At 62.0% G+C, this 17820-nt stretch carries 18 protein-coding genes; 3 read left to right on the top strand and 15 right to left on the bottom strand.

Going from position 1 to position 17820, the window contains the following annotated elements; translation table 11 throughout:
* Positions 1–7 precede the first annotated feature (7 nt).
* The 4 genes from rapZ to HEP69_RS07120 are packed head-to-tail and all read right to left on the bottom strand — an operon-like array spanning position 8 to position 3785.
* The gene (rapZ, locus tag HEP69_RS07105) at positions 8–904 is read right to left on the bottom strand and encodes an RNase adapter RapZ (protein ID WP_290557859.1); all 897 of its coding nucleotides are present in this window, start codon (positions 902–904) and stop codon (positions 8–10) included.
* Entirely contained in the window at positions 889–1338 is a 450-nt protein-coding gene (locus HEP69_RS07110; RefSeq protein ID WP_290557860.1) for an HPr kinase/phosphatase C-terminal domain-containing protein, read from the bottom strand. The genes rapZ and HEP69_RS07110 overlap by 16 nt, the downstream gene beginning before the upstream one ends.
* A 6-nt stretch (positions 1339–1344) precedes the next feature.
* The gene (locus HEP69_RS07115) at positions 1345–3051 is read right to left on the bottom strand and encodes a sensor histidine kinase (protein WP_290557861.1); all 1707 of its coding nucleotides are present in this window, start codon (positions 3049–3051) and stop codon (positions 1345–1347) included.
* Positions 3052–3083: 32 nt separating this feature from the next.
* Positions 3084–3785 (bottom strand): response regulator transcription factor, encoded by a 702-nt coding sequence (locus HEP69_RS07120; protein ID WP_290557862.1) that lies wholly within the window; start codon positions 3783–3785, stop codon positions 3084–3086.
* Between the two features lie 353 nt (positions 3786–4138).
* Between HEP69_RS07120 and HEP69_RS07125 the strand changes: the two genes are divergently transcribed.
* The gene (locus HEP69_RS07125) at positions 4139–5737 is read left to right on the top strand and encodes a phosphoenolpyruvate carboxykinase (RefSeq protein WP_290557863.1); all 1599 of its coding nucleotides are present in this window, start codon (positions 4139–4141) and stop codon (positions 5735–5737) included.
* 51 nt (positions 5738–5788) lie between these two features.
* Here the strand turns inward: HEP69_RS07125 and HEP69_RS07130 are convergent, their stop codons facing one another.
* Positions 5789–6556 carry a sulfite exporter TauE/SafE family protein gene (locus HEP69_RS07130; protein ID WP_290557864.1) on the bottom strand — a complete coding sequence of 256 codons (768 nt, stop codon included), beginning with the start codon at positions 6554–6556 and terminating at the stop codon, positions 5789–5791.
* 218 nt (positions 6557–6774) lie between these two features.
* On the opposite strand from HEP69_RS07130, the gene HEP69_RS07135 reads away from it, so the two are divergent.
* Positions 6775–8463, top strand: coding sequence for an acyl-CoA dehydrogenase family protein (locus HEP69_RS07135; RefSeq protein ID WP_290557865.1), 1689 nt, complete (start codon positions 6775–6777; stop codon positions 8461–8463).
* Positions 8464–8941: 478 nt separating this feature from the next.
* Positions 8942–9967, top strand: coding sequence for an NAD-dependent epimerase/dehydratase family protein (locus HEP69_RS07140; RefSeq protein ID WP_290557866.1), 1026 nt, complete (start codon positions 8942–8944; stop codon positions 9965–9967).
* Between the two features lie 89 nt (positions 9968–10056).
* On the opposite strand, the gene recO is transcribed toward HEP69_RS07140, so the two are convergent.
* The 10 genes from recO to HEP69_RS07190 all read right to left on the bottom strand — a co-directional run bounded on the left by recO (position 10057) and on the right by HEP69_RS07190 (position 17805).
* Entirely contained in the window at positions 10057–10782 is a 726-nt protein-coding gene (recO, locus tag HEP69_RS07145) for a DNA repair protein RecO (RefSeq protein WP_290557867.1), read from the bottom strand.
* 84 nt (positions 10783–10866) lie between these two features.
* The gene (locus HEP69_RS07150; RefSeq protein ID WP_290557868.1) at positions 10867–11196 is read right to left on the bottom strand and encodes a DUF1491 family protein; all 330 of its coding nucleotides are present in this window, start codon (positions 11194–11196) and stop codon (positions 10867–10869) included.
* A complete protein-coding gene (gene era, locus HEP69_RS07155; protein ID WP_290557869.1) occupies positions 11193–12101 on the bottom strand; it encodes a GTPase Era in 909 nt (302 codons plus the stop codon). Before era ends, HEP69_RS07150 begins: the two co-directional genes overlap by 4 nt.
* A gap of 71 nt (positions 12102–12172) precedes the next feature.
* Positions 12173–12850: a ribonuclease III gene (rnc, locus tag HEP69_RS07160; RefSeq protein ID WP_290557870.1), complete on the bottom strand. Its 678-nt coding sequence runs from the start codon at positions 12848–12850 to the stop codon at positions 12173–12175.
* Positions 12847–13683, bottom strand: coding sequence for a signal peptidase I (gene lepB, locus HEP69_RS07165; protein WP_290557871.1), 837 nt, complete (start codon positions 13681–13683; stop codon positions 12847–12849). Before lepB ends, rnc begins: the two co-directional genes overlap by 4 nt.
* Before the next feature lie 32 nt (positions 13684–13715).
* The gene (gene acpS / locus HEP69_RS07170) at positions 13716–14159 is read right to left on the bottom strand and encodes a holo-ACP synthase (protein ID WP_290557872.1); all 444 of its coding nucleotides are present in this window, start codon (positions 14157–14159) and stop codon (positions 13716–13718) included.
* 11 nt (positions 14160–14170) lie between these two features.
* Positions 14171–15619 carry an alpha/beta fold hydrolase gene (locus tag HEP69_RS07175; protein WP_290557873.1) on the bottom strand — a complete coding sequence of 483 codons (1449 nt, stop codon included), beginning with the start codon at positions 15617–15619 and terminating at the stop codon, positions 14171–14173.
* 16 nt (positions 15620–15635) lie between these two features.
* Positions 15636–16265 carry a LysE family transporter gene (locus tag HEP69_RS07180; RefSeq protein ID WP_290557874.1) on the bottom strand — a complete coding sequence of 210 codons (630 nt, stop codon included), beginning with the start codon at positions 16263–16265 and terminating at the stop codon, positions 15636–15638.
* On the bottom strand, positions 16262–17011 hold the full coding sequence (locus tag HEP69_RS07185; RefSeq protein WP_290557875.1) for a pyridoxine 5'-phosphate synthase: 750 nt from the start codon (positions 17009–17011) through the stop codon (positions 16262–16264). Before HEP69_RS07185 ends, HEP69_RS07180 begins: the two co-directional genes overlap by 4 nt.
* A 125-nt stretch (positions 17012–17136) precedes the next feature.
* Entirely contained in the window at positions 17137–17805 is a 669-nt protein-coding gene (locus tag HEP69_RS07190; protein WP_290557876.1) for a DUF2062 domain-containing protein, read from the bottom strand.
* Between the last annotated feature and the right edge of the window lie 15 nt (positions 17806–17820).

Genomic DNA, 17820 nt, shown 5'->3' on the forward strand with positions numbered 1-17820 from the left:
CGACCCCTTACCCATGCCGTCGCCGTTCCAACTCCCGATGCCTTATTGACACCTGTCGGCCGTCATTCGCAAGGGCCGCTGCAAGGGCCTCGGCCAGAACCACGGAACGATGTTGCCCTCCGGTGCAGCCAAAGGCCACCGAAAGGTGCGATTTTCCCTCCTCGATATAGGCTGGCAGCAACATGTCCATCAGCCCCACCACGCGATCGAAGAACGCATCATACCGTGCGTCGCTGGTCACGTGGTCGCGCACCAGAGGATCACGGCCATCCCTGTCGCGCAGCGGTGGGTGCCAATAGGGGTTGGTCAAGAACCGACAATCGAAGACCATGTCGATCCCGCGCGGCAATCCGCGTTTGTAGGAAAAGGATTGAACCGAAATCCCCAGGGCACGGCCCAGCCCGCTCACATAGTGTTGCTCGATCTCGGCGCGCAACTGGTGCACGTTCAGCTCGGAGGTATCGATCAGCGTATCGGCCCGCGCCTGAATTGGGAGCAATAGGTCCAGTTCCCTCTCCACGCCCTGTTCCGGACTTTCCCCCGGCGCAAGGGGATGCGGCCGCCGCGTCTCGGAGAAACGGCGGATCAGCACGTCGGATCGGCAATCCAGATAGAGGACTGACAAGATCTCACCCGCCTCGGCGGTCAGCCGGTCGATGGTCTCGATCAGCGCCGCCACCGAAAAATCCCGATTGCGAACATCCATACCCAACGCCATCGGACGATCCTGCGCGTCCGGCCCGTCCAGCAGGCGCGGCAAGAGCCGAAGCGGCAGGTTGTCAATCGCCTCAAACCCGAGATCCTCCAGCACCGAGATAGCCGTCGATCGCCCGGCACCGGACGGGCCGGTCACCAGGATCAGCCGGGGTGCAAAGGCGCGGGGAGGTGTCAGGGATGTGTCCATGGTCCCGATGTCAGATATTGCAGAATCGCTGCGGGAAAATGGGCACTATCGACCTTGTGAAGCAATGGGATACTCTGCCCCAAAATGGTCTGGTTGCGGGGTGGTGGCAATCTGTCCCGCTCGGTCCTGTCAAGATCGACACTCAGCATGACCGGGCTGGGTGGCCCGGCGGGCGCGCGCAAGATACCGACGCCGCGTGCCTCGATGAGGCCCGACAAGGTTTCCGGCGCGCTGGCGATCACGGCGCCTGCGGAGCGCGTCAGGCACGTGCGATCGTCGGAGATCAGGGCCGCACCGCGCGACATCAACTCAAGCGCCAGCGCCGACTTGCCGGTGCCCGACGCGCCGCGAATTAAAACAGCGCGCCCCACGACGGCGACGCAACTGGCGTGAAGGATCATATCAGGGGCGGTCGGCTCCTCCGGCCCCGGCATTGCAGGTCAGACCGGCAGACCCACGACAAAGCGCGCGCCCAAGGGTTCGGAGGTGATGTCAGCTTCGGTCGGGCGAATGTTCTCGGCCCAGATCACACCGCCATGCGCCTCGACGATTTGTTTGGAGATCGCAAGACCCAACCCCGAATTGTTGCCGAAATGCTCCTCGGGGCGTTGCGAATAGAACCGTTTGAAGATCTTGGTCAGGGCCTGATCCGGGATCCCCGGCCCGGTATCCTCCACCACCACCAAAACCCGGTTTTCACGTTTGCGGGCCCAGACACGAATGGCATCGCCATCTTCGCAGAACGACACCGCATTCGTGATCAGATTGACAAAGACTTGCGCCAGACGCGCCTCAAGCCCATTGATCTGGATCGGCTCCGACGGCATGTCGGTGATATAGTCAATGCCTTTGGCACGGGCATCCTCACCCAGATACTGATTGAGATTGTCCAGCATCTGCAAAAGGTTGAACTCTTCTTCCTCTTCCTTGACCAATTCGCTGTCCAGCCGTGACGCGTTTGAGATGTCGCTGACCAGACGGTCCAGACGGCGCACGTCATGCTCGATCACGTCCATCAGCTTTTCACGCTGATCATCGCGCTTGATCATCCTCAGCGTGCCGACGGCACTGCGCAAACTGGCTAGCGGGTTCTTGATTTCATGCGCGACATCGGCGGCGAACTGTTCGTTGCTTTCGATGCGGTTGTAAAGGGCCGAGACCATACCGCGCAGCGCACCCGAAAGCCGCCCGATCTCATCGGGGCGAGCGGTCAGGTCGGGGATCCGAATGCGGTTATGGCGCATCTTGCGCGCATCGCGGTCGCGGCCCAGCTCCGCTGCCTCCGCCAGATCCGAGAGCGGGTTTGCAATGGTCGAGGCCAAAACAAGGCTGAGGCCGATCGACACCAGCGTCGCGATGATAAACATCTGCAACATGCGCTCGCGCTCGGCCTTGACCATCGCTTCTACTTCACCCGCAGCGCTGACGATTGCGACAACGCCCACTGCGGCAGAGCCCAGAAGGATCGGACTGGTTGCGGCAAACACCGCGCCATCAGCCGTCTGCAACCCTGTGCGCAGTTGCAACCCATCCGACAGCGTCGGCGCGACAAGCACACTGAGTTGATCCACAAGCGCCGGAGGAGGAGGGGCCTCAACGATCAAAAAGGATGCAACACCGTTCCAAAGCGCTGTCAGACCGTCGGTGATGAAGGTCGGGCCCGGTTCGGTGCGGAAAAGGCTGTCGACCGGGCCGCCCAATCCCGCGCCAATGACGCCGCCGACCAAGGCACCGGTCGGGTCGAACACAAACGCCTGAACCCCGCGCTGCATCGTCAGGCTTTGCAGCGTGCCTTGTACGTCGATCCCGTCACCGGATGCCAGATTGACCGGCGCTCCGGAGGTCAGACCGATCTCAAACATATCCGAAATCAACGCCGCATCGCTGGCCAGAACCGCGGCGCGCTGATCGATAAAGGTGTCGCGCGCGGCGCTCAGATAGAGAATACCCGCCGCCAGGATATTCAGCGCAATAAGATTGAACGTGATGATCCGGCGGGTGAGCGGAGAGCTCTTGAGCGACAGATATCCGCGTTGGGCGCGGCTGTCCTGCATCTCACGCTCAACCGTGCTGTCCGGCGCGACCCAATCATCGCCCAACACGACATCGCCGTGTCGATCCATCCGTGGGGGGCCAGTGTCGCGCACCAGAAGCCTTCCTGATCTACCCGAGACGGGCGTTACTCTTCATTGTAGCGATAACCGATGCCATAGAGCGTCTCAATAGCCGAAAAGTCATCGTCCACGCTGCGCATCTTCTTGCGCAACCGCTTGATATGGCTGTCGATTGTTCGGTCGTCGACATAGACTTGATCGTCATAGGCGACATCCATCAACTGGTCCCGACTTTTGACGAACCCTGGGCGTTGCGCCAACGCCTGCAACAACAAGAACTCCGTCACCGTGAGCGAGACATCCTTGTCCTTCCACGACACCGAATGGCGCAGCGGGTCCATCCGCAGATGCCCGCGTTCCATTACCTTTGTTTCAGGTGTGTCACCGATGATTTCGCCATCAACGGCCTCCTGCCTGCGCAGGAGCGCGCGAATGCGTTCGACCAGCAACCGTTGGGAAAAAGGCTTTTTGACATAGTCATCCGCGCCCATACGCAGGCCCAGAACCTCGTCGATCTCATCATCCTTGGAGGTGAGGAAAATCACCGGCATCGTCGTTTTCTGACGCAGGCGTTGCAACAAATCCATCCCGTCCATGCGGGGCATCTTGATGTCCAGCACAGCCATATCAGGCAACTTCTTATTGAACGCGTCGAGCGCTGCCTGACCGTCATTATATGTTTCGACTTCGAACCCCTCGGCTTCGAGAGTCATCGAAACCGACGTCAGGATATTCCTGTCGTCGTCCACCAACGCAATTCTAGACATTCCATGTGCCCTTATACTGCTCTTTGACCTGCATTTTTTCTCCCTTCATCGCCTTTTTGGCGCACCGAATCAATGCTTAACTGCGAATCGCGGGCCATTCGGTGACGATTGCGCCACAATTTGGTTTCGATAAACTGAAATTTGGAGGTGGCTGCGTCGACCCCCAAGAGATGGTTGCGCTAAACCGGGATTTGGTGGCGCTAACTGCGGCGAACCCTTCTGTTCATGCGGCAAAGCACCATGCTAAGAGCAGCGCGCACCCTGTATCCGACCGCGCCACATTGCCGGTCCGATCGATATTGACGCGCTGGCGCGGGCTGTGGCCCACCGCACAGCCACAGGAGACAAAAGACATGGCATTTGGACGGGTAAACCCGGAATTCCAGCTTGAAGATCAAGGTATTAGCGGGCTGAACAATGTCTATTACAACCTGATGGAGCCTGCACTGGTCGAGACCGCGCTTAAGCGTGGCGAAGGCACTTTGGGCAAAGGAGGCGCATTTCTGGTGACCACCGGCAAATTCACAGGCCGGTCTCCCAAGGACAAACATGTCGTCAAGACCGACAGCGTCGCCGACAGCATCTGGTGGGACAACAACGCCGAGATGGCACCAGACGGGTTCGACGCGCTTTATGCCGATATGCTAGAGCATATGAAGGGCGGCGACTATTTCGTGCAGGATCTGGTGGGCGGGGCCGATCCCGCGCATTCGATCAACGTGCGCATGGTCACCGAACTGGCCTGGCATGGGCTCTTTATCCGTCATCTGCTGCGCCGTCCCGACCGGGCCGAGCTGGACGAGTTCACCGCCGATTTCACTGTGATCAACTGCCCAAGCTTTCAGGCCGATCCGGCCAAGCATGGCTGCCGCTCAGAGACGGTGATCGCAATGAATTTCGACCGCAAGCTGATCTTGATCGGCGGCACCGAATATGCCGGCGAGAACAAGAAATCGGTCTTTACGCTGTTGAATTACCTGCTGCCGGAAAAAGGCATCATGCCGATGCATTGCTCGGCCAATCACGCGCCTGGCAACCCAGTGGACACGGCGGTATTCTTTGGTCTGTCGGGCACGGGCAAGACCACCCTTTCCGCAGACCCAGAACGTGTGCTGATCGGCGACGACGAACATGGCTGGTCGGATCGCGGCACATTCAACTTCGAGGGCGGATGTTACGCCAAAACAGTCTCTCTCAGCCCGGAGGCCGAGCCCGAAATCTATGCCACGACCGAGAAATTCGGCACCATCATCGAAAACATGGTGTTCGACCCGGAAACCTTCGATCTGGATTTCGAGGATGACAGCCTGACCGCGAATATGCGCTGCGCCTATCCGCTGAACTATATCTCGAACGCGTCCGAGACAGCACTTGGCGGGCATCCCAAGAACATCATCATGCTGACCTGCGATGCGTTCGGCGTGCTGCCGCCCATCGCGCGGCTGACACCTGCGCAGGCGATGTACCACTTCCTGTCGGGCTTTACTGCCAAGGTTGCCGGGACCGAGCGCGGCGTGACCGAACCGCAGCCCACATTCTCGACCTGTTTTGGCGCGCCCTTCATGCCGCGCCGCCCAGAGGCGTATGGCAACCTGCTGCGTGAAAAGATCGCCCAGCATGGCGCAACCTGCTGGCTGGTCAATACAGGCTGGACTGGCGGTGCATATGGCGTGGGCAACCGGATGCCGATCAAGGCGACCCGCGCGTTGCTCACGGCAGCACTTGACGGGACACTGGCCGACGCGAGCTTCCGCAAGGACGCCAATTTCGGGTTCGAGGTGCCGGAAACAGTGCCGGGCGTGCCTGAAATGCTGCTCGATCCGCGCCGGACCTGGGACGACAAGGCAGCCTATGACGCCCAGGCCGCCAAACTGGTGCAGATGTTTGCCGACAATTTCGAACAATATGTTCCTTACATCGACGATGATGTGAAAGCCGCTGCCATTGGCTGAACCGCGACCGCTTCGCCCTGGGCCTTGTGCCCGGGGTTTTTCGCTGCGCGCTCAGCCCATAATGCCCCGCCGGACCAGATTGAGTCCCGCCACGATCAGCACCGCCAAGGTTGCCTTGCGAAAAAGGGCCGCATCCATCCGGTCCTGCACCTTGAAGCCGATCCACATGCCCAACAGGCCCGGCACAACCATCAGCGCGGAAAAGGGGGCCGTTTCGGCATTCAGAAGGCCCGACTTCAGATGCGCCGCCACCAGCGCGATGGAGCCTGTCCCATAAATCACGCCCTGCACGACCATCTGGCGCATCTTTGGTGTATCGATTGCCAGCAGATAGAGCACCGTGGTCGGCCCCCAGGTTCCCGCCAGACCGCCCAGCGCGCCCGAGATCAGGCCGATCCCCCATTCCGCCCGCACCCGGTTCTGCGGCGCAATGTGCAGCCGCAAACCAACGAGCTGTATCGCGGACAGGATGACCACCGGTACGCCCAGCACCAGATAGAAGGCCTGGCTGGGAATGAAGGCCACCATCTGCGCCGTCAGGATGATCGCCAAACACACAACCAAGAGGTATCGCCAGAACTCCCGTGCCGCGTCCAAAGCCTCGCTCAGCCCACCCCGAAAGGTCTGCAAGGCATTTGTGACCAAAACCGGGATGATCAGCGTCGCCAGCGCGAGCTTGGGGTCCATGATCGTCGACAGACCCGAAATCATCACCAGCGGCATCGCAAAGCCAACGGCCCCTTTGACCACGCCGGCCGCCAATGTGATCGCCAGCGCCAGGGCAAATGTCACCGGGGCAAGCCCTGCAAGGTCGAACATACTGTCATCCGTGTTATATATCTAAGCGGTATCGGCGCAGACCTTGGCGGAAAGGGGCGCAAACCGCCACCCGCCCGCGCTAGATCTGTGCTTGATTTCAGATCGGCCAAAACTAGGTCGGGTAATTATCGAAAAGATGCGCGCCATGTCGCGAATATTTTGTTGCGCTGCACGTGCAAAATGCCTATGCCGACTAGCGACCAAAAATGGAGAATACAATGGCCCATGATGGACAGGATATCGGTATGACCCAGGCGGTTGTGCTGCCCGAGCTTCTCACGCTCACCGGCGCGGCGATAGCCCCGGTAGAGCAGGTATTTGACACCGCCCGCGCCCGCATCCGCGACATGGTCACTGTCGATGGCCGGATCTCGGGCGCGCGGGTGGAGGCCGAACAGACCGCCACCCACGGTCTGGCTTGGCTGGCCACCTATCTCGAATCGCTCCGGCAGATGCAGAAATGGGCGCAGGCCCTGGCTGCCGAAGGCAAGTTCGGTGAAATCGAGCAATTGATCCACCAGATCGCCTTTGGCGAATACCTCTGGCAGATCTATGGCGGGATCCAGATGAACCAGGCCGAGATCCTGCGGCTTCAGGATATGGGGCTGAGCCAGGAGGACATGCGCGGCCTGATGTCACCCGAGGTGATGACCCTGACACAATCGGGCAATACCCAAGCCGCGCGGCTGCGTCTGGTGGACCTGATGCAGGAGCAAAAGGCCAACGTGATGTTCGGCGCCAGCGGTCTGGACGAAGAGCTGGAGATGATCCGCGACCAGTTCCGTCGCTATGCCGTGGAAAAGGTGGAACCCTTCGCCCATGAATGGCACCTCAAGGACGAGCTGATCCCGATGGAGGTGATCGAGGAACTGGCCGAGATGGGTGTCTTTGGCCTGACCATCCCCGAGGAATATGGCGGGTTCGGCCTGTCCAAAGCGTCGATGTGCGTGGTCTCCGAAGAGCTGTCGCGCGGCTATATCGGCGTGGGCTCTCTGGGTACCCGGTCCGAGATTGCCGCCGAGTTGATCATCGCGGGCGGCACCGAAGAGCAGAAACAGAAATGGCTGCCACAGATCGCCAGCGCCGAAACCCTGCCCACAGCCGTGTTCACGGAACCCAATACCGGGTCCGATCTGGGCAGTCTGCGCACCCGCGCGGTCAAGGATGAGAACGGCGATTACAAGGTCACCGGCAACAAGACCTGGATCACCCACGCCACGCGCACCCAGGTGATGACGCTGCTGGCGCGTACCGATCCCGAGACCTCGGACTACAAGGGCCTGTCGATGTTTCTGGCCGAAAAGACGCCTGGCACCGATGAGAACCCGTTCCCCACCGATGGCATGACCGGCGGCGAGATCGAGGTTCTGGGCTATCGCGGCATGAAAGAATACGAGCTGGGCTTCGACAATTTCCACGTCAAGGGCGAGAACCTCTTGGGCGGCGAGGAAGGCAAGGGCTTCAAACAGCTCATGGAAACCTTCGAGAGTGCGCGTATCCAGACCGCCGCCCGCGCCATTGGCGTGGCGCAATCGGCCCTCGATATCGCAATGCAATATGCCGAGGACCGCAAGCAATTCGGCAAATCGCTGATCAACTTCCCGCGCGTTGCGAACAAGCTGGCGCTGATGGCGGTTGAAATCATGATCGCCCGTCAGCTGACCTATTTCAGCGCGTTTGAAAAGGATGAGGGGCGCCGCTGCGATCTGGAGGCCGGGATGGCCAAGCTGCTGGGCGCACGCGTGGCCTGGGCATCGGCCGACAACGGACTGCAGATCCACGGCGGCAATGGCTTTGCGTTGGAATACAAGATCTCACGGGTACTGTGTGACGCGCGCATCCTAAACATCTTTGAAGGCGCGGCAGAAATTCAGGCTCAGGTGATTGCCCGCCGTCTGCTTGCCTGACACTGCCTGATTTTTTCAGTTCAACACGCCCGGTCCCGTGACCGGGCGTTTTCCTTTTGGCAGGGCCACAGCGCTCCCTCAAAAACCGCGATCGACTGTGTCCGTCTGCATCGTCGGTGGGTGGCTCTCCGCCAAGGCCGCGTTTAACACTCCGCAGGCCTTGCACCCAAAGCGCCCCTGCGGCCTCTGTAAGAGGCACCAGACGTGCCCTCTTATACCGGCGCAGCGTCTCCTCTTTAGGGTTTGCCGGGAGGCTAACAACGCCCCCAAGATGTCGCCAACGCCTTCGGCCCGTCTCTTTCACCCGTTTTGGCGGCGGGTACACGCCGGGTCATGACCCAGCAGGGGCCTAACCAGGCCAAACCCCTTGTCTAACGCATCGCCCGTTGTCATATCGCGAATGGACATTCGGCAGCGCCAAACTCCGTTCAGAGCGTCAGGCGGCTGCCGCATTCCCCGCATACCCAAGGAACCCCAAATGCCCAAGACCGTCCTCGTCACCGGCGCCACCGGTTACATCGCGAAACATCTGGTTCTGCAGTTGTTGGAGGCGGGGCACAGGGTTGTCGGCTCGGCCCGCAGCGCAGAGCGCGAGAGTGAATTGCGCGACGCCCTCACACCTCATCTGGCCGATTCCGCGCTGCTGGGCAATCTGCGCGTCGTCCCTTTGGATCTGACCAAAGACGACGGGTGGGCCGAGGCAATGGATGGGGTCGATGTCCTGATGCACACCGCTTCGCCCTTCCCTATCAGCCAGCCCAGAGATGAAGATGACCTGATCCGCCCCGCTGTCGATGGCGCGCTGCGGGCTGTGCAGGCGGCGCAGGCCACCGGCGTCACCCGCGTGATCATGACCTCTTCGTCTGCCGCTGTGATGAGCACGGATCTGCCTGCCGGGCGTAACACGTATGACGAACGCGACTGGACCGATCTCGCGCACCCCAGCGCGACGGCTTATGTGAAATCCAAGACCATGGCCGAGAGGGCCGTCTGGGACTGGCAGGCCGAAGCGGAAACCGAGATGCACATCACCATGATCAACCCGACATTTGTGCAAGGCGCGCCACTGGATGCGCGTTTCGGGACCTCCGTGCAACTGATCGAGCGTCTATTGCGCGGACAGGACCCGATGGTGCCGCGTGTCGGATTTCCCTGCGTGGATGTGCGCGACGTGGCCCTGATGCATCTGCGCGCGATGGAACGTCCCGAGAGCATCGGCAAACGCTATATCGGTGTCGACCGGTTCCTGTGGCTGCGCGACATGGCGCTGATTCTCAAGGCGCAACACCCCAACCGAAAGATCTCTACCCGGCAGGCGCCCAATCCGCTCGTCCGCTTCCTGTCGCTTTTTGATCCGTCGATCCGCACGATCCTGCCAAACCTTGGACGGCGCGACCATATTTCCGGCGCTGCGGCAGAGGCCGATCTGGGGCTCAATTTCCGCAACGTCGAGATCGCGATACGCGAAACAGGGGCCTTTCTGGTGGAACACGATCTGGTCTGACTGCCGGAGGCCTGACCCTTGCTCCTTCCGCTTATCCCATGGCGATATGATAGGCGTCAGACCGGCCCGAACCGCCGCCACGCCCGACGTCACCCCAAACGGGTCAGCGCATCGACATATCGCAGGCGGGCCTCGGGCACAGGCTTGTGACCCAGCGCGGGCGCCAGTTTGGCCCGCAGGAAATACCCGGTCGTCCGCAACGCCTCGACGATTTCCGCATCCGGTGCGGGCCCCTCACCGCGCAAGCACGGCGGCAACGGCAACAGCCGGTCGGCCCACTCCCCTGCCCCCTTGGCCGACACCGCACGCCCGGACTTGGGCGAGACATGACGCAGGCCCTCTTGGGCTCCGGTCACCGCGCAACGCGTCAGATCAAGGCCGAACCCCGTCTCCTCCAGCAAAACCAACTCCCAGCGCATATAGGCCAACGGCCAGATCTCGTCCTGACCCAAAAGATCGAGCAGCCGCTCGGTCTCTTGGTAAAGGCCGGGATGGGCCTCTCTTTCGGGCAGGGCAAACGCCAGGAGAGCCGTCACCGCATTAAGCCCGGCCAGGGCCAGTCGACTGCCCATGGCCATCGCCGCCCGGCTGCGCAGCAGTTCGACCTGATAGGTGCCGATGTGATCTTCAAGCCGCGCGCGCCAGCTTACATCGAGCTGCGCGCCGGGTTGCAAGATGGGTGCTATCCGACGCCCTGCGCCACCCCGCACCACACCGGCATGCCGCCCGTGCTCAGGGGTGAACACGTCGATGATCGCCGCACTCTCCCCATGTTTGCGGGAGGACAGCAAGATACCTTGGCCGCGCCATTCCATCCCCAGAGGATCCGCGCAGCAGCAGGCGGATACAAGGTGAAATCGGCGCGTTGTTCAGTGTTCTCGGGCAGTTCGGAAAGGGGGCTATGACAACCCCTCTTCAGTCAGCAGATGGCGCCCCGCCCGATCCTCCACTTCGATCACCCACAGATCGGGATCAAAGCCGCGCTGACGGGCGATGGCCGCATCGACCTGCGCCTCGGCCCCCTCGTCGAGGACCACCCAGGTCCGCGCGCCGCTCATCAGATCAAAGGAGCGCTGGAACGCAACCGCGCGCCCATCCAGCGTGTTGAGCTTGACCATAACCGCGCCACCGGTGTCATCACCATGGGCCACCACAAAGGCCGGGATATCAGCCAGGCGCAACCGTGCCAGATAGGCATCCACCCAGAACCGCGCGGTCAGCCGGGTCATATGGTCCCGTCTTTGAAATCAAGGCCCATCTCGGAGTATCGTTCAGCCTCATCCAGCCAGTTGGGCCGCACTTTGACTTGCAGGAACAGATGCACCTTGCGGCCAAGAAACTCTTCCAGTTCCTGCCGTGCGGCGGTGCTGACGGCCTTGATCGTCTCACCCTTCTTGCCCAGCACGATACCCTTGTGCCCGTCGCGGATCACATAGATCAGCTGGTCGATCCGGGCCGAGCCGTCTTTGCGCTCTTCCCAGTTTTCGGTCTCGACTGTCAGCTGATAGGGCAGCTCCTGATGCAGGCGCAATGTCAGCTTTTCGCGCGTCATTTCTGCGGCGATCATCCGCATCGGCAGATCGGCGATCTGATCCTCGGGGTAAATCCATGGCCCCTCGGGCAGTTCGCCCGCAAGCCAATCGCGCAGATCCTCAACCCCATGCCCCCGCTCGGCCGAGATCATAAAGGTGCGCGCAAAGGCGAACCGGTCATTGAGGTCTTTGGACAGGCCCAGCAGCACCTCGGTTTCGACCTTGTCGATCTTGTTGATCGCGAGCGCCACGGTCCGGCCCTGGGCCACATCGGCCAACCCCTCGAGGATCCGCTCCACCCCTTCGGTCACGCCGCGATGCGCCTCGATCAACAGGACCACCACATCGGCATCCGCAGCCCCGCCCCAGGCCGCGGCAACCATCGCGCGGTCCAGGCGGCGGCGCGGCTGGAACAGACCGGGTGTGTCGACAAAGACGATCTGGGTTTCCCCTGCCATGGCAACGCCACGAATACGTGCGCGCGTGGTCTGCACCTTGTGGGTGACAATGGATACTTTGGCGCCGACCATGCGGTTCATCAGCGTGGACTTGCCCGCATTGGGCTCGCCTATCAGGGCAACAAAGCCGGCACGTTTCGTCATCTGTCGATCTCTCTCGTTCTCAAGGGGACCGCCCCTACACCATTTGACACCGCCCGGCCAGAGCGACCGGTTTATTCCACCTGTGCCAGCAACGCCTGGGCTGCGGCCTGTTCGGCCTGACGCTTGGACCCGGCCGAGGCTTCGGCTCCGGCACCGGTGTCGAGCTGGGCCGCGATCGTGAAAACAGGCGCATGATCCGGACCGGTTCGCGACACCTCGATATAGCGCGGCGGTTGCATGCCGCGCGCCTGGGCCCATTCCTGCAAGGCGGTCTTGGCGTCGCGCGCATCGACCTCCACCTGCCCGATCCGCTTGCCCCACAAGCGCAGGATCATATCGCGCGCGCTTTCGAACCCGGCATCGCGATAAACGGCGGCGATCACCGCCTCCATTGCATCGCCCAGCAGAGCCTGTTTGCGACGCCCGCCCGACACCATCTCGGACCGCCCCAGACGCAGCACATCGCCCAGCGCGATCTCGCGGGCCACATCCGCACAGGTTTCCTTGCGCACCAGCGCGTTGAATCGCGGTGCCAACTGCCCCTCGGTGGCGTCCGTATCCTCACCCAACAACGCCTCGGCCATCACCAGACCCAAGACACGGTCGCCCAGAAACTCCAGCCGCTGATTATCCGCCCGCGTGGGCGATGCAACCGACGAGTGGGTGACCGCGCGCACCAACAAAGACGGCTCGGAAAACCGATGCCCGATGCGTTGCTGGAACGCTTTCAACTCCGCCGATAACCTCACTCGATCCTCTTAAAAAACCGATCCCCGCGCCAGGTCCAGAACGCAAAGAGCGACGAGCCGGCCGAGGAAAACAGAATACGATCCGCGCGCCCCACCAGGTTTTCATATGGCACAAACCCGACCCCGTTGGCCCGTGTCGAAAACCGGCTGTCGGAGGAGTTGTCACGATTGTCCCCGACAAAGAAGTAATGAGCCTCGGGCACCGTGAAGACTTGCGTATTGTCCGAACTCTGGTTGGCGATGTTCAGAATGGTATGGCGTCGCCCGCCGGGCAGGATTTCGATCTGGCGCGACTTCTCGCAGATCCCGCCGCGCCCCACGACACCGTTTTCACACCGTGGAGTGACGCGGCCCGGGCCTTGCAGCTCGACCACTTCTTCAAAGACTCCGGCATCCTCCAGCTCGACCGGTGTGCCGTCGATATAGAGCACGCCCTGTTGCATCTGGATCTGTTCGCCGGGCAGGCCCACGACCCGCTTGATAAAGTCGCGACCCGTCACGGGGTGCCGAAACACAACTACATCGCCGCGCTCAGGCTCTCCCCCCCAGATCCGCGTATTGTCATTCCGCAGGAACCCGCACAGGTCCTCGGCATCGATATCCAGTCCCACCGCGGGGATGCGGATATTGGGGCACGAGGCATAAGAGTAGCCATAGGCCATTTTGTTCACGAACAGAAAATCGCCCACCAGAAGGGTTTCCTTCATCGATCCGGACGGAATCCAGAACGGCTGAAAGAAAAGGGTCCGAAACACACCCGCGATCAGCAGCGCATAAACAACTGTCTTGATCGTCTCGACGATAAAGCCTGAGGATTTTTCTTTCGCGGCCATCAGGCTCTCCGGTGTGGGGTTATGGATGGGCGCTACATGCGGGCGGGGCCAGGGTAAGTCAAGGCGGGCGCCGCGTCGTCATCCGGGCGCGCCTCGATCACGACAAAGGCCTGCGCCCAAGGGTGGTCATCGGTCAGCGTGACATGGATAAGCGCCGTATGGCCTGCGGGCGTCATGTCGCGCAGCCGTTCGGCCGCCCAACCGGTCACATGCATGATCGGCTGGCCGGTCTCAAGGTTGCTGACGGCCATATCCTTCCACGCGATGCCCATGCGCAGCCCGGTGCCCAGCGCCTTGGAACATGCCTCCTTGGCGGCCCAGCGTTTGGCATAGGTGCCCGCCACATCGCGGCGGCGTTCGGCCTTGGCCTGTTCGATGGGGGTAAAGACGCGGTTGCGAAACCGGTCGCCGAACCGGTCCAGCGTGCGCTGGATCCGATCGATATTGGCCAGATCGGTGCCGACACCCAGAATCATGCCCTCTCCTTTCAGCCCGCGGCAAACATCGGAAAGCTGACGCCCAGCGCCCAGGCAAGGCATAAGCCCAACCCCAGCCCCGAGGCCAGAGCCCCCTGCCGCTGTGCTACCCAGCGGCCCACAAGGCCAAAGAGGGCGTAGAACAGCACGATCACCGGCGCAATCATGATCAGAAAAAAGAGCCCCTGGAAATCCAGCGTCACCGCCAGCGCAAGGGACGCCAGAAACGCAACGCGTGCCAGGATCCGGCGGGCCGGTGACGCACGCCCGCCATCGGTCACCAGCGCATCGGCCAGCATGAAGGGCACCGCCCCCAAAGCCAGGATCGCAATGATCGCCATCCGCTCAGGGATCGGCAGGAAATTCGCGGCATAGCGATCGAGTGCCAAACCAAAGAGGACCAGCCCCCAGATCAGAACCGCCAGCAGGCCGGTCGCAGACATCCGGCCAAAGGGCTGGCCAAAGGCCCGCAAGAGGGCCAACTGGATCAGACCGAAAAGGCCCAGATGCACCGCCAGATGATCGGCCACCAGAACCGGCAGCGCTTGCAGATCGACCAGAACCGCAACTGGCGCTGCAATCGCGGCGGGCACCACCAGAAGGGCCGCCACCTGCCAGCCTGCCAGCGCGGGGCGCTGTGCGTCGGGATGCGGCGGCAAAAGCCGCGACATCGGGCGCGCCAGAATGACCAGTGCCACCAGCAAAACCAATGTCCATGGCCCCGTCGCCGGGACCCGGGGCACCACGTCACGCCCATAGGCCGCGTTCAGCCAGGCCACCGCCTCGGCCCGGCCCGCGCGGCTGTGGAGCACGCCCACATGTTCGGCCAGCGGCGCCACGACCGCCTTGCGGGACACCGCGCCCGAAAGGGCAAGATCGCCCTCACCCGTTGACGGTTCGACCATCTGCACCGCCTCGCGGGCGAAGGCGCGCAGCCCCGGCTCCCACGCGCCGGTGATCATCAGCATGGAGGGCGGAAAACCCTCGTCCACCACCTGGGAAAAGGCCGAGATCACGACGAGCGGCCCGATGTCATGCTCATCCGTCTGCGCCGCACGGATCAGGATATCGGTTGCCATGGAATGACCCAGCAGCGCCACGGGGCCATCGCTCTGGGCCGCTGCCACGACCTCCAGCGTTTGCTCAACCAGCAAGCGCGTCGTGCCTTCAATCGCGTCGACATCGCCCGACATCGGCACCGGATGGCGCCCGTGCCCTTCGAAATCGAAGGCCAACACCCTATAGCCCGCACGTGCGAGGCTCAGCGCATATCCCTGCATCATCTGCCGCGATCCAGCAAAACCATGCGCGATCACAACGGCAGGCCCCTTGGCCTGCGTCTCAAACACCGTGACCGGCGTTGACCCGACCTGGGTCTGTGAGATCGCGACGCCGCTGCGCGCACCCTCCAGCACCACAAAGGCGGCACCGATTGCGGCCAGCGCTAAAGCAAGCGTCACCCACAGCCCGCGCATCTCAGCTCGGCGCCCGCATCAGGGCCGAGCGGATCAGGGCCAATCCGGCGGCGGCAAAGAGCGCCGCGACCACCCCATCGACCCAAAACCGAAACCTTCGGTAAAGGCGCATCACGGGGGGGTGGGAAAAGCCCACAATCCACGGCACATAGATCGCAAAGCCGATCGCCGCGCAAACGGCGGTGGCCAGGATCACCGCGCCCATGCTCGCCTCGGGGCCCAGTCCCAGAGACAGGCTCGCGAGCCAGGCAAAGACCGCCTTGGGATTCGACAGGTTCAAGAAAAGGCCCCTGCGCAGCCAGCGACCGGACCTGATGTTCGCGGCCTCCGCGCCCGGGCCCGACAGCGCGCTGCGGCCCGATTGCCAGGCCAGCCACAAAAGATAGGCCCCACCCAGCAGTTTCAGGACAATCAGAGCCTGCGCATGTGCCGCAAGAATGGCACCCAGTCCCAGCGCGGCCAATACGCCCCAAAACGCCAGTCCGATGCCAAGCCCCGCACCAAAGGCAAAGCCCGCGCGCCTGCCGTGTCCCATCGACACCGCCGCACAGCCCAGCGTCGCAGGCCCCGGTGCGACCGCCACCAAAAAGAACGCGCCCGCGACAGCGCTCAGGGAGGCCGGATCCATCATGCGCGTGCAGCGTCCATCAGGCGGCGCATCTCGGCGATGGCCGGTTGCAGCCCGCGAAAGATTGCCTCCCCGATCAGGAAATGGCCGATATTGAGCTCACGCGCCTCTGGGAAAGCCGCCACAGGCGCCACCGTATCATAGGTCAGCCCGTGACCCACATGCACCTCAAGCCCCAGCTCATGGGCAAAACTGGACATCTCGCGCATCGCCTCAAGCTCCCGGTCGCGCTCCTCGAACCGGCCTTCATGATGGGCGTCACAATAGGCCCCGGAATGCAGTTCGATCACCTGTGCGCCTATGCGATGCGCGGCCTCGATCTGGCGTTTGTCGGCAGCAATAAAGATTGACACGCGGCACCCGGCCTCGCGTAGGGGTGCTATGAAATGGGCCAGCCGGTTTTCCTCCCGCGCGACCTCCAGCCCGCCCTCGGTCGTGCGCTCCTCGCGCTTTTCGGGCACGATGCAAACCGCATGCGGTTTGTGACGCAGGGCGATATCCTGCATCTCCGGCGTGGCGGCCATCTCGAAATTCAGCGGCACGGTCAGGATATCCATCAACCCTTCGATATCGGCGTCCGAGATATGGCGGCGATCTTCGCGCAGATGGGCGGTGATGCCATCGGCACCAGCCTCCTCAGCCAGGCGGGCGGCACGCAGCGGATCCGGGGTTGCGCCGCCTCGCGCATTCCGCACGGTGGCCACATGGTCGATATTCACACCAAGGCGCAAGGGGGGCAAGCCGGACATCGGCGAATCTCCAATTTGTCAGAATTTGATCAAAACCTAGTGCAATTCAAAGCCCAACAGAATCGAAATCCGCCGCACCGTGACGCCCCGGTCAGCCCTGCAGAACACCCGCGCCCGCAAGCCAGTTAGTCGGCCTTGCGTTTGGCATCGGCCTTGGCTGCCGATTTGGCTGCGGCCTTTTCCTTGATCGCGGCAAGCTTGGCCTTGATGACACCCTTACGGCGATGCTGATACGCGCGGATCAGCGGTACGCTGAGATAATAGCAAACCGTCGCGGTGATGGCGCCAGGCAAGAGACCGCCCACCATATAGGGAAAGAACACCTCGTCATAAAAGACCGACAGCCCGTGCCAGTCGGCTTGCTCATGGGAGAAAAGCGCCAGGAAATTGTGCTTCAGGTCCCCTCCGGCATCGATGAACTTGCCCCCGAACGAGCGATGCGCGCCTTCTTCGAATTCGGTCCCCAACAACCAATGACCGGTTTGCAGGGACACCACCCCGATGGGGACATAGGTCAACGGATTGCCGAAAAACGTGGCCATCAAAGAGGCAAGTATATTGCCCTGCATGATGCGCGAGATGACCGCGGCCACGACGAAATGCATGGTGTAGAACGGCGTGAAGGTGACAAACACACCCGCCCAGATACCGCGCGCGATCCGCTCGGGGCTGTCGGGCAAGCGCCGGACGCGATGTTTGACATAGTGAAACGCACGGGCCCAGCCGCCGCGTGGATAGAGGAAATCCACGAGGATGCGCAGGATAGAGCGACGGTCCCGGCGTTTGAAAACCAAACTGAAAAACCCTTT

The sequence above is a fragment of the Aestuariivita sp. genome, from assembly GCF_021404545.1.
Classification (GTDB): Bacteria; Pseudomonadota; Alphaproteobacteria; order Rhodobacterales; family Rhodobacteraceae; genus Aestuariivita.